This is a genomic window from Paenibacillus ginsengarvi (assembly GCF_003626695.1).
Lineage (GTDB): Bacteria > Bacillota > Bacilli > Paenibacillales > NBRC-103111 > Paenibacillus_AB > Paenibacillus_AB ginsengarvi.
The window spans coordinates 302,974-319,444 of record NZ_RBAH01000002.1; the positions used below are offsets into that span (position 1 = coordinate 302,974).

At 55.4% G+C, this 16,471-nt stretch carries 9 protein-coding genes; 7 read left to right on the top strand and 2 right to left on the bottom strand.

Annotation, left to right across the window (positions count from 1 at the left end; all coding sequences use genetic code 11):
- Window positions 1-195 precede the first annotated feature (195 nt).
- A complete protein-coding gene (locus D7M11_RS04460; RefSeq protein ID WP_120745961.1) occupies window positions 196-1,542 on the top strand; it encodes an ABC transporter substrate-binding protein in 1,347 nt (448 codons plus the stop codon).
- A 193-nt stretch (window positions 1,543-1,735) separates the two neighbouring features.
- A complete protein-coding gene (locus D7M11_RS04465; protein ID WP_158606427.1) occupies window positions 1,736-4,705 on the top strand; it encodes a DUF4838 domain-containing protein in 2,970 nt (989 codons plus the stop codon).
- A gap of 14 nt (window positions 4,706-4,719) precedes the next feature.
- Here D7M11_RS04465 and D7M11_RS04470 read toward each other — a convergent pair whose 3' ends face one another.
- On the bottom strand, window positions 4,720-5,463 hold the full coding sequence (locus tag D7M11_RS04470; RefSeq protein WP_158606428.1) for an endonuclease/exonuclease/phosphatase family protein: 744 nt from the start codon (window positions 5,461-5,463) through the stop codon (window positions 4,720-4,722).
- 357 nt (window positions 5,464-5,820) lie between these two features.
- Here D7M11_RS04470 and D7M11_RS04475 point away from each other — a divergent pair, with 357 nt between their 5' ends.
- The 3 genes from D7M11_RS04475 to D7M11_RS04485 all read left to right on the top strand — a co-directional run bounded on the left by D7M11_RS04475 (window position 5,821) and on the right by D7M11_RS04485 (window position 11,731).
- Window positions 5,821-7,035 carry a winged helix-turn-helix domain-containing protein gene (locus D7M11_RS04475; protein ID WP_120745964.1) on the top strand — a complete coding sequence of 405 codons (1,215 nt, stop codon included), beginning with the start codon at window positions 5,821-5,823 and terminating at the stop codon, window positions 7,033-7,035.
- A 35-nt stretch (window positions 7,036-7,070) separates the two neighbouring features.
- A complete protein-coding gene (locus tag D7M11_RS04480; protein ID WP_120745965.1) occupies window positions 7,071-7,694 on the top strand; it encodes a VanZ family protein in 624 nt (207 codons plus the stop codon).
- A gap of 338 nt (window positions 7,695-8,032) precedes the next feature.
- Window positions 8,033-11,731: a heparinase II/III domain-containing protein gene (locus D7M11_RS04485; RefSeq protein WP_120745966.1), complete on the top strand. Its 3,699-nt coding sequence runs from the start codon at window positions 8,033-8,035 to the stop codon at window positions 11,729-11,731.
- Window positions 11,732-11,734: 3 nt separating this feature from the next.
- Here D7M11_RS04485 and D7M11_RS04490 read toward each other — a convergent pair whose 3' ends face one another.
- On the bottom strand, window positions 11,735-12,637 hold the full coding sequence (locus D7M11_RS04490; protein WP_120745967.1) for an AraC family transcriptional regulator: 903 nt from the start codon (window positions 12,635-12,637) through the stop codon (window positions 11,735-11,737).
- Window positions 12,638-12,925: 288 nt separating this feature from the next.
- Here D7M11_RS04490 and D7M11_RS04495 point away from each other — a divergent pair, with 288 nt between their 5' ends.
- Entirely contained in the window at window positions 12,926-14,251 is a 1,326-nt protein-coding gene (locus tag D7M11_RS04495) for an ABC transporter substrate-binding protein (protein ID WP_120745968.1), read from the top strand.
- Window positions 14,252-14,340: 89 nt separating this feature from the next.
- Window positions 14,341-16,470, top strand: coding sequence for a hypothetical protein (locus D7M11_RS04500; protein ID WP_120745969.1), 2,130 nt, complete (start codon window positions 14,341-14,343; stop codon window positions 16,468-16,470).
- The last annotated feature ends 1 nt before the right edge of the window (window position 16,471 follow it).

Consider the following 16,471-nt stretch of genomic DNA (forward strand, 5'->3'; position numbering starts at 1 on the left):
TCCTTGGCTTAATCGGTCCAGTAAGGCGCCGCCGCGTCACAAGTAACGAAAATGCAGTCCAAAGTCATGAGGGTTTCTTGTTGGAGAAAAATGCGGCTCGATATAATGGAAGCTGTAAGCAGGTGAAAACGTTATCATTTCCGCTTCGTAACCACCTGTTCCTACAAATAAGCAGTTGAGAGGGGAAAGTCCGAGATGAGCGGGACGAAAAGAAAATGGCTGGGTATTACGGCGATGTCGGCATTGTTGCTGTTGGCCGCTTGCGGCAAAGAAGGAGGCGATGGGGGAGCGGCAGGAGAGCCGGTCCGGCCCGGCGATGCCGGAAAAACGGCGGAGGCGGTTGATCCGAATAAAGCGGTCGAGCTGACCGTATATTCGCTTCTGGGCGGCAACTACGAAGGATTCATGAGCTCGGAGGGGCAGTACATCCAGAAGAAGTATCCGAATTTCAAGTTCAACTATATGTTGCCGGGGACGGGGACGACGTTACGGGATGTCGTTTCGGCAAAAACGCCGATTGATATTATCATTTCGTCTCCCGACCTGCAGCAGGTCATCGACGTGGGGCTCGATTCGGATATTTCCGATCTGGTCAAGAAGCATAACTACGACCTGGGCCGGTTTATCCCGGTTACGATCGATATGATGAAGCAGTTAGCCGGCGGCAGGGTGCTCGGTCTACCCGGACGAGTGAGCTCGTATACGCTTTACTACAATAAGGACTTGTTCGACAAGTTCGGCGTGCCCTACTTGAACGACAAGATGACGTGGGAACAAATATTGGACACGGCCAAAAAGCTGACCCGGACCGACGGCGGCGTGCAATATTACGGCTTCGCGGCAGATATTATCGCTATGCTCGATATGAACGAGCGGGCGCCTCAATATGTGGATACGAAAAACGTGAAGGCGACCTTGAACAACGAGTACTGGAAACAAAAATTCGACCGGACCGTGCCGCTTTTCACCATGCTTCCGAATGTTTCCGACCCGGCGCTATTAACGAGCCTGAGCAAGTCCAGAGATTTATTCCTGAAGGAAAAGCGGGCGGCGATCCTTCTCGGCATCAACGATGCCGGCGTTCGGGCAGCCAGCGAAAAATGGGATTTGAACTGGGACATCTCCCCGTATCCTGTCTTTAAAAACGCGCCGAAGGAAGGGCCGCAGCCCAGCACGCGTTATTATTTGATCGCTAACGGCAGCAAATACCGGGAGGAAGCGTTTGCGGCGATTACCCAGTTGGCCTCGGACGACATCCAGCGGGAACTCGTAAAAAACGGATTTACACCGCCGCTGCAAAAAGTCGACTATATTGATACGTTGGGAAGCGGAATTCCGGAGCTGAAAGGAAAAAACGCCAAGGCGCTCGTTCCGCTCAACTACGGCGAAATGAACGTGAAGGACAAGTACTACATCGCGGCAAGGGCTGAGCTGATCACTGCGTTCAACGATGTCGTCGGTGGCCTGAAGGATACGAATTCGGCGCTTCGGGAAGCGGAGGAGCGGGCGGACAAAAAGATCGCGGAATTGAAAAACCAATAACCGGCAATGGGGAGGGGGAGTCCGCATGAATGTTGGCAACCGGAATACTCGCCGAATGTGGGCTAAGCTGCTTATATGGACTGTACTCGCAATGGGATTTCCGTTCGGTCATTTCACGGCAAGCGATACTGTTTATGGGAGCAGCCGTCCTGCGGAAGGCGAGTCCTCCTACATGGCAGGAAAGGATAGGCGTATGAACCAAGTTGGAACGTTTTCGAATATGGAGGAGCGTAAGACTGCGGACTCCCCGCCGGCGAACCTAACAACAGCGCTGGAGATCGTGCAAGCCGGACAGGCGAATGCGGTCGTGGTGGTCGACGATACGGTTTATCCCGAGGCACCGGCCACAAGTCCGGTACAGGGCGTTATTCCCGGGTGGACGCAAGCGTACGGAAAAGGAAACATTGCTGTTACGGATGCGATCAGCCATACGGGCAATTACAGCCTGCACTTCAACGATGTCGATAGCACAGCCTACGGGGTGCTGAGCGATCTGGCTGCGATCAGCGGAGGCGAAACCTACACCGTCTCTGCAATGGTGTATCGCGCGTCAGGCGACGACCCGCAAATCTTTATCCGCTTTTACGACCAAAACAAGGTGCGCATCGGCAACCAGCCTTGGCTCCGGGTGCCGGGCACCGGCGCATTCTGGACCGAGGCATCCGTTACGGGTACGGCGCCCGCACAGGCCGCTTATGCTGCTGCAGGGCTTTATACTGGCATACCGCAGGCAAGCGTTTATTTCGACGATATCAAGCTGCGATCGGGCTCCGGAAACAACGTGCCGCTGGCCAACCCAGGCTTCGAGCCGCAAACTCCGCTTAGGAAGGGACCCGCTGAAACGCTGGTCGACTATGTGCAAAAATCGACGGGAGCGCTGCTGCCGATCGTGACGGAGCAGGTATACAGCGCTGGCGGGGGTGGCGCGCCGGAACAGGTTGTCATTCGCATCGGCACGACGGAAAGCGTATACGGGAAAACGCCGGCACTCGATACGCTGCTCTCCAACCTACACGGAGACGGGTTCGTCATCTACCCGGAAGGCCAAACAATCACGATAGCCGGATCCACCATCTGGGGGACGACGAACGGCGTGTACGACTTTCTGGAACGGTATGCCGGCATTCGCTGGCTGATGCCCGGACCTGACGGCGAGGATGTGCCTGAGCTTAGCGACTTGTCTGCGGAAAGGGAAATCGTGCGAGAACAACCGGCCTTCGGATTCCGGGTGTTTAGTCCGCTGCACGGGAAGCCTGACAACAAGGCGGATGCGAACCAGCAGCTCAATGTATGGGCGCAGCGAAACCGGCTGCAAGGGTTCTATAATGCCCCGGTCAGCTTTCATCACAATATGTACAACCTGTTTTCCGTATCCAAGTTCGGAGCGACGCACCCGGAATTTTATCCAAATGGGCAGCCGCCTGCAGCGAGTTCAATCTCCGGATGGCAGCCGTGCTTCTCGAATCCGGATACGGTGGATGCGGCCGTCGAAGAAATATTGGCCTATTTTCAGGCTAATCCGGACGCGATGTCGTATTCGCTCGGCATCAACGACGGCAATGGTTACTGCGAAAGTAATCCGCTTCCGGTCTACTACGATTGGGTCAATCAGGTTGTGGAGCGCGTACTAACCGTCTACCCGGACAAATGGTTCGGTCTTCTCGCCTATCAGTCGGTGATCCGGCCGCCGTCATTTCCGCTAAACTCGCATGTCATTCCTTTCCTTACCAAGGACCGAATGGCTTGGGCTGACCCGGAAGCCGAGACATTGGGCTACGCGGATGAACAAAGCTGGCTGCAAGTTGCCAGCCAAATCGGCTACTACGATTACATTTACGGCAGTCCATATCTTGTGCCGCGGATATACCCGCACCAGATGGCGGAAACGCTGCGGCATGCGCAGGATAAGGGGATCGACTCGTACTACGCCGAGTTGTACCCGAACTGGGGAGAGGGGCCGAAAGCATGGGTGGCGTCCAAGCTGCTCTGGGATCCCGAACAAGACGTCGACGCGCTGCTGCAGGAATGGTATACGCGGGCGGTTGGAGTGACCGCTGCGACGTATCTGCAGCAATACTACGAGCATTGGGAGCTGTTTTGGACGGAACGGGCCATTCTCGAGCCATGGTTTTTGCCCGGCACGATTTATCAAAACTTCGCCGATCCCGGTTATTTGAACGCGGTAACCGAGGAAGACCTGTCGCTTAGCCGCGAATGGCTGGAAGCAGCTGTCGACGCGGCGGAAACGGGGCCGCAAAAGGCAAGGGCCAATCTTCTCCTTCGCGCGTTCGAGTATTACGAAGCATCCGCTCTGAGCTATCCTCGGATCGAAGGACGGCCGGCCGATACGGCTTCGGCGCTTGCCCTTCTGGAGCATTCGGTCGATCTGTTCGGGCAGCGGATCGAGCTGGCCGGGAAGCGATTCACGCTGCTGGACGATTACAAATCGAATCCCGCCCTTCTGCAGCTTATGGATGCGCGAAGATTCAACCAGCTCGTCTGGTCCGGTTGGAACGCGCCGGAATTTTGGGCGCTCGTCGATTACATGAGGGATCGGGAAGCTGCTGGCGGTCCGGTACGGCTTCGGGCGGCAGAGCTTGCCTCGACACATCCTTCACCGGAGGGGAGACAGTACGCCTCGCTTATGCTTCAGGCATTGTCCCATCCGTCTGTAGTGCAGAATCCGTCCTTCGAGGACGGCGATGAGGTGGCGCCGCCGTGGGAGCTGCTGTCGCGTTCCACGTCGTCCCGCTCCATTCGGCGGGCGGAAGGAACGGCCTTTACCGGTTCAGTAAGCATGCAGGTGTACGGAAAAGGATGGGGCGGACCGAGTCAGGTAATCGCCGTGGAGCCCGGACTGGTAAGCTTGAGCTTCCGTTACCACATTCCGCAGGGCGGCAACACAGCCGGCAGTATCCAATGGGGGTTCGATCTTCTGGACGACCAGGGCGAATGGATCAACTTCAGTACGGTGCGCTCCCCGGTTACATCTCTTGCGGATGCGGAATCGGAGTGGCTGGAAGCGCGACTGGATGGAGAAATTCCGCAAATCATCAGCGGGAAGCAGGTCCGTCAAGCGCGATTGATCGTCCTTGTCTCCACCACCGAGCCGGTCGAGGTTTACTTGGACGACGTCAAATTTTACAGCGTGGCCAAACCATAGGAAAAAAAGCACCCTTAATCGCCAAAAGCGTTGAGGGTGCTTGCGTTATGTACCGTTAACGTGATGTTCGCGACAATCGGCAGATGGTCCGACGCTTTCGTCCGAAGCACTTTCTGGGAGGAAAACTGGATGCGGTCAGCCTTCGCCAACATATAGTCGATTCGCTGATACGGAATTTTCGAATTGGAGGTATTGGCAAAGCTTTTTTTGGCGAAAGCGTCCCAATACTCGGAAAGGATCGGCTTCATCGCCTTGCTTAGCGACCAAGCGTTGAAATCGCCGACGATGATGGAAGGCCCTTTCTGCTGCGATACGAGCTGCATGACCTGCTGCACCTGCAACGTTCGTTCCTCGGGAGTCAGGCCCAGATGGGTCGTATAGAAATGAACCGGTACCCCGTCCACCTGGATCGTCGCCTTCAGCAAGCCTCTTTGTTCTTTCTCGAAGCTGTCCAGATGAACATTTTCGTATGTTTCAATCGGAAACTTGCTTAATATCGCTGTGCCATATTGGCGATTCGCCATCTCCGGAGATTGTGAAACCGGAGCATAATCCAAATTAACGCCGTAGGCGTAATGCATATCCAGCTTTTCGGCCAAATATTTGCCTTGATCCACCCAGTTGCTTCGGCCTGAAAAATGCTTGTCGACCTCCTGCAAGCCGACGATATCGGGATCGGCCTTCGCAATGACTTCCGCAATACGGTCCAGGTCAAGGGAATCGTCCATACCGGCTCCATGATGAATATTGTATGACATGGTCCGAAGCTTCACGGTAGAAGATAGACTCATATCAAGATGTACGGCCCGAGGCTGGGGGGTCAGCAAGGCCGGGCCCCATAACAGGATGGCCGCTGAAAGCACAAGTAACGATATAAAGGTTACTACCACGCGAAACCCCTTCTTTTGCACGGAGACTCCTTCCTCCTTACTATACTGACCAGTCAGTTTATCTCCACTATATTCCATCCATGAATCAATGTAAAGGTTATTTTGACGAAAACAGGGACGGTCACAGTTCACAAGTTATTTATTGGTAGCTCTTGTTTTCATGCTCCAGACAATGGTAAGATTTATAAGAACGTATGTTTGTTTCCCTAAGGAGCCAGAGCGTACATGATCCAATTGACGAACCGCCAGGCACGGCAATTTCTATTATTGAAGCACGGACTGCTGGGCGAGCATCAATTTGCCGGAAAACAGGGAGTATTGGATTTTATGCGGCAGGTTGGCTGTATCCAGTACGATCCCATCGATGTTTGCGGCAAAAACGCCGAACTGGTGCTGCAGTCGCGAATCAAAGGATTTACCAAAAACATGCTCGATGAGTTGCTGTATAAAGATAGATTACTGGTCGATTATCCCGACAAGAATCTGGCTATTATCCCTGTCGAGGACTGGCCGTACTTTGAACGGTATAGGGAGGCAGCCCGGCAGCATGCCAAGCGTTACCCCGAAATGGAAACGTTGTCAGAGCAGGTACGGACTCACATCCAAAAACACGGTGCGCTAAGCTCGGATGATCTAAAGTTGGACGGGCAATTCGCTTGGCAATCGGCTATCCACTGGAGCAGCGGAAACAACTCATCGCGGTCGGTGCTGGAGCAGATGTATTCGACAGGCGAACTGGTTATTCATCATAAAAAAGGAACGCGTAAATATTACGATATCACCGGGAAGCACATTCAGCCAAATCTGCTGAATGCGCCGGAACCTTTGGAGGGCGAGCTTGAGCATTATAAGTGGCGGGTACTGCGTCGAATCGGCGCTGTTGGCCTTTTATGGAATCGTTCATCCGATGCCTGGCTGAACATATGGGGATTAAAAGCGGAGCAGCGCAACGAGGTTTTCCGCCAGCTGCTGCTCGAGGCCCGCATCGTTGCTGTTGCCGTGGAACAAATGAAGGATACACTGTACTGTCGCGTCGAGGATACACCGCTTCTCGAAGCCGTCCTGCAAAATCCGGCGCCCAAATTACGCTGCGAGCTGATTGCCCCACTGGATCATTTCATATGGGACAGAAAGCTGATCAACGAATTGTTCGGATTCGATTACACCTGGGAGATTTACACGCCTGCGAGTAAACGGAAATACGGCCATTATGTGCTGCCCCTCTTATACGGAGAAAGCCTCATCGGACGAGCCGAGATAATCGCGGAGCGAAAAGACGGGACGCTCGTTGTTAAGAACGTCTGGTACGAGAGCGGCGTAAAGCCGACAAAGCAATTGCGAACAGCCTTGGACAATTGTTTTCAACGCTTTGCAATATTCAACGGATGCGAGACCGTTTCGGCCACGTCAATGACAACAAAGCCTGAGGGAACAACATGATTGTGTGTGCAGCTTTAAATATCGTAGAATAAGATATGACTAAAAAAACATCACTTCTTTTGACGACTATTCTGTTTCTTCCATTTTTGGGAGCTAATCTATGGTTTTGTGCGCGCTTTGGGCGCTTCTTGCTCAGGCTTATGTTCGGAGATGCTGCTTTTGATAGTATCTGGCCGTCGGTGGCTCTCTTTTTATTGATCAATCTGGTATTTGTGGCTACAATTTACCAGCTTTGCCGTGGACGCTTGTACAAATGGTGTGTTTGTTTGGAAGGCATCGTGTATGCACTAAGCAGCTTGATTTTTATTCTATTCAAGACTTACGGAGCTGGCATTGCCAGGGTTAATCTGCAGTGGCAGGCGATCTTCTGGAATTCTAATGCAGAAACTTTGGCCAATATCCTGATTTTTATTCCTATCGGCTGGATGTTTTATGTGCTGCTGCGAGGGTTCTGGCGGACCCTGTTCGCGGGATTGGCTTTGGTCCTGCTGATTGAGCTCTCTCAATATGTTTTTCGTCTAGGTGTTACGGATGTTGTGGATGTGATGACCAATATGACGGGGATTTTGGCAGGTTTTCTGATCTTTGCCCTAATCCGGCTTTTTGGCGTCAAGCTTTATGACAGAGGGAGTTATTGGGCATTTAGACAGCAAGGCTAGCAGAGGCGAAGGCGGACGGGGAGGCGGCTCTTTCGCTTCAGACGGGAAGCCCCGACCGAGCAAAAGAGTCCATCCTGCCAGTCTGGATGCCTGGTGAACCGCTCGAATGGCTTTCCGCCGGGGAAATTGCACGGTTTGATTGGGATTGTAGAAATAGCGGGATGGAGCAGCTTCACCTTGGGGTGGGCTGCTTTTTTTTGAAACTTATTCTCGATTCGTAATGCAGCGATATGTTGAAGTAATTCGTCGACACTTTCCCTGCTCCGGTTGTGATATGGTTGGGGTATCCGTTACGTAAGGAACGCACCGGACAAGTCAAAGGAAGAGGGGGTCGTGCATTGCGAAATAAGGAATCGGCAAGGGGGAAAGGAGAAGCCGGCCAAGGGGAGCCGATGGCGGTCGTGGTCAGCCAGACCGACCGATGGTCGATCATTCCGCGGATCGGCGAGGCTCCCACGATCGACGGAAATCTGGACGAGGCGGTATGGAGCCAGGCTTCCAGAATGAGCGGTTTTCGGGCGATTTATGTCAATGAGCCCGTAAGCCAGGACGCGGACACAGAGGTTCGGTTTGCTTGCGATGACAGTTGTCTATACATCGGCATCGCCGGAATGGGAACCATCGGAGCACACGCGGCGGCAGATAGGATCGATATCCTCTTTTCCGCTCCACAGCGGCCCGACCGATTTTTCCATATTCCGTTGGACATTGCGAAGGGGACGCGCGAGATGAGTACGGCGTACGGACACGGTGTTAAGATTTTAGAGCGACCGGAGCACGTCCGTTCCGCTTTACGAAGCGGAAACGAAGGCTGGTCTTTGGAGGTTGCGGTTCCCGTCGCCTCCGTCATGGAGCGGGAGCCGCTGCCGGGCGACGAATGGCGAATCAGCGTCATCCGCTGCTGCGGCATAGGGTCTCAGCAACCTCTCAGCTCGCTCGTTCCCGTCCGGCAGTCCACGATTATCGATCTGGGCCTGCCGGCATCCGGCTACAACGTGAGGATCGATGTGCTGCCGGAAGGCCGAATGGGCCGTCTGTACTGGCAGCGGCTTCCCGGGAATGACGAATCGGCCCGGCCCAAGCCGTGGTTGCCGGCCAAGGCGGAACTGACTTACGAGGGCTATACCGCCAAAAAACTGCATCTGGATGTAGAGGAGCTTGGCGGCTGCGACCTAACTTCTGCCGATTTGACGTGGAGAACGCCTTCCGACGAGCGGATCGCCATCCCGGAGTTCGAGCTGGATGCCGCCGCCGGTATCCTCGCTTTCCGCCACCCGAAGCCGCTCGAGACCGGCTTGTACGAGTTTCAACTCAACGTAACGGACCGGAAAAACCGGCAGCGCCTTCTGATGCTATCCTTCGACAGCCAGGCGCTCATCGAGGCCGGGGAAAGCTTGTACGTCCCGCCTCAGGCAGCCGGTGTGCGGATCGTGGGGAAGGAGGCGCCTTCGGAGGAGGTCATCCGACTGCTGGAGCTGATCCCGCCGCAACCCGGTTTTATTTTCGGAGGAGACCCGGAGTGTCCGGAGCTGTATGCCGGAGACAGGCTGTTCCGGTGGGACCCCGGCGATCCGTTTGCGCTCGTTTCGGCTCGTACGGGAACAAGGCATCCGAACGACAGGTTCCCGGAGCGTGAAGCTTTTGTCGTTCATAACCGGAAGGGAGAAGAGGTGCGTGTTCCGTATTACGAGGACGCCGACGGCAGGCGGTACTCGATGACCGGACGGCTCTGGTACGAGCAGAAAATATATGCTTTGAAGCAGACAAGCCTGCTGGCCAAGCATGACCCGCTGGGAGCCGCAAGATTGTTGAACCGGTGGGCCGACGCCTACTCGGGCTGGGTCCCGACCAACGATTATCCGTGGGGCTGTTATCCGACAGAAGGGCATGCAGGTCCGCCTTATCATTATTGGGGCGGCGTATGGTCCCGCTGGTCCACCTCCGATCTTGGAGAGCTGCGGCATTTGGCGGAGGCGTACGCGGAGGTGAAACGGACGAATGCGTTCGAGGTACTAAGCGGGGAGATCGGGACCGATGTGGAGCGTAAGATTGTGGAAGACATGTTCGGGCCGTCGTACGCGTTTTTCGACAGCTTCTCGAACGGAAACCATAACAACGACTACCACAACTGGCTCGGACTGATCGCGCTAAGCCGGGCAACCGGACACCCGCGATACATGCATCAGGCATTGGAACGCATACGGTTGTTTATCGCCGGCCGCTTTTTGTTCGACGGCTTCTTCGGCGAGGTGTGTGTCTCGTATCACCTCCAGTCGATTGGAGGTCTTCAGGTCGCGATCGAAGCGGCAAAAGGGTGGACCGATCCGGACGGCTACATCTCGCCTCGCTGCGGCCAAAGAGCGGACGATCTCGACCTGGAGCGCGATTATCTGGCGCTGGAGGCTTTCAAACGCGTTATCCGCGGCGTCACGTATCCGAACGGACATTATTTTCCGATTCAGGACACGTGGGCTTTCAGCAAATCGAGATCGCCGGACCCGGCCGGCGAATCATTGTTTCTACCCGCGGCAGGCATCGCCAGACTGACGCTTGGCACGGGAGAACGACAAATGCAGCTGTATATGAGCGGCGTGCCGAAATACGGCCACGACCATCTCGATCCGCTCAATCTGGCGCTGTTCGCCTGCGGGCAGGAGATTTTGCCGGATATCGGCTATACGCATACACTGTACCGGCAATGGACGAGATCGACGATGTGCCACAATACGGTTGTCGTGGACGGCAAAGATATGGACCGGAACAGCGGCGTCGACGGAGGTAGCTTGCGCTTGTTCGCATCGGCTGGCGCGGACGTGCAAGTGATGCGGATGAGTCAGGAGAACGCCTATCCGGGTCTGCGGGAGTACGGCAGAGAGGCGTGGCTGATCGGCTTCGGCGGCGATGCCTGCGGCACTGGCGGAACGGATGACAGATCGGGTTACGTGGTCGATCTGTTCCGGGTACAAGGAGGCAACCGCCACGAATACACGCTGAATGGGGACGCCAACCGGGACAGCGCCATGGAAACGAATGTGCCGCTAAGCCCGTACGGGCCTTATCTGCTTCCGCCGGGAACGAAAGTAACGCCGCCGACCGGCGAACTGGAGCAAGGGGATGCCGATGGTTTATATTACGGATATATGTACGTGCAAGATGTACAACGTGCGGAAACGGGGAGAGGCGGCTATGAAGTGACGCTGAAAACGTCGGGAGAAGGGAGGCTGAAGGTGTTCGGATTGGACGGACATGGACATGACGGCTCGGGTGACTCCGGTGTAAAAAGCGAGCTGTTTCTCGGCAAAGCTCCGTCGCTGCGGGCCACCCGTCTGCACGACAAGTCGATGGATAACAACGTCGAGGCGGTCCGCTATTGGATGCCCAAGCTAATCGTCCGCAAAGAAGGCGCCGATCTGAACAGCCGGTTCGTTCATGTGATGGAGCCGTTTTCCGACAGCCGTGATCCGCGTACTCGGCGAACCGAGCTGCTTCGACCTGAGCAGTCGGGGAATGGCGCTGTCGCGTTGGCCGTCTCTTATGACAGCACGACGGATATCATACTCAGTTCTGGCTCGGCCGGTCCAAGCGAACCTCTGGTCGTAGGCGATATGAGCTTGACGGGCGGCCTCGGCTTCATCCGGATCGAGAATGGCGAGGTAGCGCAAATGGTACTCATCGGCGGCACCTTGCTGCGCAAGGGCGAACTCGCGATCCGTGGCGACGGGTGGGCGGAAGGAGTTGTCGATAGCGTGCTGCGTAAGGCTGATGGCGATTCGGTCGACGCTTTTGTCACAAGTATGGCCGTTCCCTATGATACGGCTGGGAGTTGCGTTATCGTGACCTATCCCGACGGGAGTATGAACGGGTATCCGCTTCGGGACATAAAGCGCGAAGAAGGGCGGACGCTGCTTCTGATCGACGGCGTAGACCCGGGATTTACGATCCGTGAAGACGGTAGCTCGGAAATGAAGTATTATCCGTTCAAGAAATGGTGCGGACCGCTCCGTTTCCGGATCGACAATGTTGTCCGGCTCAGATAGGGCTTAAGTTCGCAGCGGCGGCTGCGAGCGGAATTGACCGGGCGTCATCCCCATATGCTTTTTGAACACTTGGCAAAAATACGAGGAGTTCGGATAACCCGATCGTTCTCCGACCTCCTGAACGGATAAGGAGGTCGTCTGCAGCAGCATCGACGCTTGCTTCATGCGGCGGATCGTCAAGAAATCGGTAATGGTCTTGCCCGTCGTTTTCTGAAACAAGTAGGAAACGTGATTGGGCGACATATGAGCAACGCGCGCGAGCGACTCCAGCTGGAATTCCTCCGGGTAAAACTCGTCGATCCATTTCAGGATGCGCACAACGAACGGATCGGTCGTCGGCTGCTGCACGTCGGCTTGACTGTAAGACTGCCAGATGGGCTGGATATACTGGAATAACGATAGGAGAAAAAGCGCGTTCCGCTCCAGATCGTCGCTGACGGGGCGCGACCGGAAGCGGCGATCGAAGTCCCGGACCCAGTAATCCATCCGCTCGGGAGCCGGCAGCTGCTGGATTTGCAGAACGGAATCGGAGTGAAGCAGGTAATCGTGAAATTTGTATAGGGATGGGAACGGTTTCAAAAATTCCGCGAAGTAGCTCGGACTGTATTTGAACAGCGACCGGATATAAGGCTGCTCCGGGCCCACCTCCATCTGCTGGTAGTGCGGCTGAAACGGCCGGAAAAAGAGCAGGGAGCCGGACTTCACTTCGTACAGATGCTGCTCGACGATCACTTGCCCTGCGCCTTCGTGAATATAAAAGATTTCGGCGCCGGGATGAAAATGGAACACTTCTTTATAGGGGGCGGCCCGATCCACGACAAGTTGAAGCTCGATCGGACGTTTCAGCGTATCTGCAAACAGCATCGTTTTTCGCCTGCCTTCGTACAGTTCGTAATTGAACAACATTATAACAAATGGGATCGAGGTTTGGTCAAGGGGGAGGCTGCCGTCTGGCGACGGCAGTCTCCTCTTTTTCGTAGTTCCCTCTGCACGTTCCAATGGAATCGTAATAGAACAACATAGATTCGTGTCTGAACCAAACCGAGCCGTCGCCAAACGTGATACGCTTGAAGCGTCGAATTTGCGGTCGCTTTAGTAGGCGGCATAACCCAAGCGAGCTGCTGCAATGCGGGAACCGCTGCCGGCCGTCAGGCACCGCAAGATATTCGAATAGGAACCAAAGGGGGATCAGATGTGGCCAAAAAAACGATGCAATGGAGCTTGGCCTCTATCATGCTGGGAACCGTCCTGACGGCTTGCTCGGGCGGGCAGACAGGTGACGGCGCAAGCGAAGGGAAAGCGGCCGGGGAGCAGACGACCGAGAAGAAAGAGCCGGTCGAGCTAGTCTTCTATATCACGTCGAGCGGGTGGTCGGAGGAGCGGTTTATGGAGGAGTATGGGAACGCTATCGTCGCGAAGTATCCCCATATGAAGCTGAAGTTTATCCCTTCCGGCAAAGGAACGCTGATTCCGGAACTGCTCGCCGGCGGCACGACGATCGATGTGGTAATTTCGTCCATCGGAGTCACTCAATCGCAAATATTGGACAATAATTTGCAGTATGATCTGACCAGCTTGATCCAGGCGCACAAGCTGGATCTAAACCGGTTCGAACCGACGACGCTCGAGCTGATCAAGCTGTTTTCAAACGGCGGGATCTACGGATTGCCTTTGAACAATACAGTCGGCCTGCTGACGTACAACAAAGACTTGTTCGACAAGTTCGGCGTACCGTATCCGAAGGACGGCATGACCTGGGATGAAACGTACGAGCTGGCTAAGCGGATGACCCGCGTCGAGAACGGCGTTCAATACCGGGGCTTCATCTCCTCCGTCTCCCATTTGTCGCAAATCAATCAGCTCTCCGTCCCTTACGTCGATCCGAAGACGAACAAAGCGCAATTCGAGCTCGACAATCGATGGCAGCGCTTTACTACCGATCTGGCCCGGTTTTATCAAATACCCGGCAATGAGGTGGACGCGAAGACGGTCAGCTTGAACGAGCAGTACAAGGCGTTTACCGAAACGAAGACGGTGGCGATGATGGCGCATATCGGCACGCCGGGAGCGGAATTCCAGGCGAACTGGGACATGGTGACCATGCCGGAATACAAGGAACGTCCCGGCTACGGTCCTCAGCCGTATCCGACCTATACGTTCGTAACGTCATCGAGTAAGGCTAAGGAGGCCGCTTTCGAGGCCGCCGCTTTCCTGGCGTCGGAGTCGTTTCAGAGGACATTGTCGAAGAGAGGGCTCATGCCGGTGCTGACAGACAAGGCCATTAAGGACGTGTACGGACAGGAGACGGATTATTTGAAAGGCAAAAATCTGATGGCCCGCTTTCCGAAGCAGCTTGCTTCTCCGATGCCGGTTACGCCTTACGACGCGATTGCCAAATCGAAATGGTCGGCGCAAATGGACTTGCTGATACAAGGGCAAATCGATGTGAACACGGCGCTGCGGGTAGCGGCGGAAGAGACGAATAAAGCGATAGAAGCCGAGAAAGCGAAGAAAAAGTAAAGCGTCCGCAGCCGTCCTTGCGGCGGTGAGATCAGCTTCCGAAAAAGAGAATCGCGAAAAGGGCAGCGACAGGTGGAGGGAACCGACTGATGAATGAAACGCGGCAAAATCACGAAATGTTCATTTGGACTCCGTTAATCGGCTTTGACAAGGAGCAGGAGGACAGAGGGGTGGCCGACTACTACGCCAATATCGGATTCCGGCCGGACGGGATCTCCTTGTTCCTGTTCAGTCCCGATATCGTCCATCAGCATGAGGACGGCATGGAGCGGGAACGGGTACTTCCCCCGGACAACTGCAACTACTACGGCAATGTCCGCAACGAAATACGGGATATCCAGCAATGGACCAATTTCGAGCTGAGGGAGCTTGTGGCGGGGCTTGAGGACCGAGGGGCCGCGACGTACATGGGCCTTATGGGTGTATATGTCGATAAAGATCCCAGCCATCCGAGCCATTACAATACGGGACACCGCGAGTGGCTTGCCGATCATAAGGAGCTAATGGGAATATGGACGGTCGGCCATGCAAGTCTGCATGTGCTGAAGCGGTTCAAGGACGGCACGTATTACGAGGACTTTTTTCTCGCCAAAGTACGCCGGGCGCTTAACGATTACGGCTTCTCGGGCTTGCATGTGGCCGACAACTTCTGTCCGCCCGGCTCCGCCGGCTCGGCGAAAAACGGCGACTATTCCGACGATATGATCGACCAGTTTACGACGCATACCGGCATCAAGCTTCCGGCCGAAATCAGCTATTCCGTCGACGACCGGGACCTGGAGGGCATTCAAAGACGCGGGACGTACATTTGGAACCGGTACAAGCGGGAATGGCTGTCGTTTTTGACATGGCGCTGGGCGGCGTTTTGGGAGAAAGTATGCCGGGGTCTGCACGAGGACGGCAAAAAGGTGATCGTCAACAACGCTTGGTGCAGCGAGCCGTTCGAGGCGATATACCGGTACGGGATCGATTACAAGAAGCTGTATGAGGCCGGGGTCGATTATATCGCCGCCGAATCGGTGGCTACGAGTGTGCATATGGCCAGGGAACTGGGACCGTACCGGATGTACAACTATATGACGATGCCGACCCTGATGAAGGCATATGTTCCCGAAGGCAAGCTCATCTGTTTGAACGGCGTGAAGGATTCCACCGAGGAATGGAGCACCGTAGGCCATTTCGCTTCCAATGTGGAGCGGGAAATTTATTCGCTGACTCATTATTTCGTGCATACGCGGGACGGCTTGAAGCGTTCGATGGACGGTTTCCTCGTCTGTCTGGGAGACGGGCTGACGCGGGACGAGTGGGCGTGGCTGAGAGAACGATGGGATATCGGCTTTGCCGAGCTTCCTCGGACCGTATTGACTCCAACGGTCATTTGGTCGGATCGTGCGATGCACGAGCTGCTGCCCGAATATATCGAGACGAAGCGCTGGTCGATGCACAAAACGATTTACGAATTCGCCAAAGCCGGCGGTCAGATCGGGGCCGTTGCTCGAATCGAAGACTTGGACATCGTGTCCGGTCCGATTTTCATCCCGAACATCGATCTGATGTCCGAGGCGGAGATCGAGCGCATTTCGGCATACGATCGCGGACCCATCATTTGCACGAGTCCGTCCGATCGCCGGTTCCGTTTGCCCGGAACGCTTGAGCCCGACATTTCCTTCCAGGACCCGATCGCGGGCTTCAAGTTGCGCATTTCCGGCTACCGGATGGGTTATCTCGATTATGCCGATATTACGGCGACTCTGGGCGAGGATGACGAAAGTCCCGATGTGGAAGGAGATCCGCGTTATGCGGAGGACCCGGGGATATGGCGGCTGGACCTAGTCTACCGCAAAGCGTCGACCGGCTTCGTCCGGGCGTGCGGCAAGCTGCTGCGAGCGGCTTATGCAAGCGCGGGCGACCTTTCCGCCGATACCCAGCACCCGCTGCTGCCGATGCGGATGAGCGACGGGACGATCCGGCTGCTGATCGGCAACGACAACCGGCTTCAATACCGGCTGCCCGTCGTGCGGACGAAGCGTGCCGTCGAGCGGGTTGCGAGCAAAAGCACGTTTCCGGCGCTGCCCGTCAAGCTGGTTGATCGGGAGGGACACACGATCGTGCCGCGATCGGACCGCTCGCACGAATCGATTGTGAGCGGAGGCTTTATCGCCAAAATCCCTCCGGGCGGGATGACGATCTTCGATGTAGCGCTGGCGGAGGAGGAATGAG

Bases quoted from the DNA above. Each gene is read 5' to 3' on its own strand.
- D7M11_RS04460 (WP_120745961.1), top strand. From the start codon at position 196: ATGAGCGGGACGAAAAGAAAATGGCTGGGTATTACGGCGATGTCGGCA.
- D7M11_RS04500 (WP_120745969.1), top strand. From the start codon at position 14,341: ATGAATGAAACGCGGCAAAATCACGAAATGTTCATTTGGACTCCGTTA.
- D7M11_RS04480 (WP_120745965.1), top strand. From the start codon at position 7,071: ATGACTAAAAAAACATCACTTCTTTTGACGACTATTCTGTTTCTTCCA.
- D7M11_RS04470 (WP_158606428.1), bottom strand. From the start codon at position 5,463: ATGTCATACAATATTCATCATGGAGCCGGTATGGACGATTCCCTTGAC.
- D7M11_RS04465 (WP_158606427.1), top strand. From the start codon at position 1,736: ATGAACCAAGTTGGAACGTTTTCGAATATGGAGGAGCGTAAGACTGCG.
- D7M11_RS04490 (WP_120745967.1), bottom strand. From the start codon at position 12,637: ATGTTGTTCAATTACGAACTGTACGAAGGCAGGCGAAAAACGATGCTG.
- D7M11_RS04475 (WP_120745964.1), top strand. From the start codon at position 5,821: ATGATCCAATTGACGAACCGCCAGGCACGGCAATTTCTATTATTGAAG.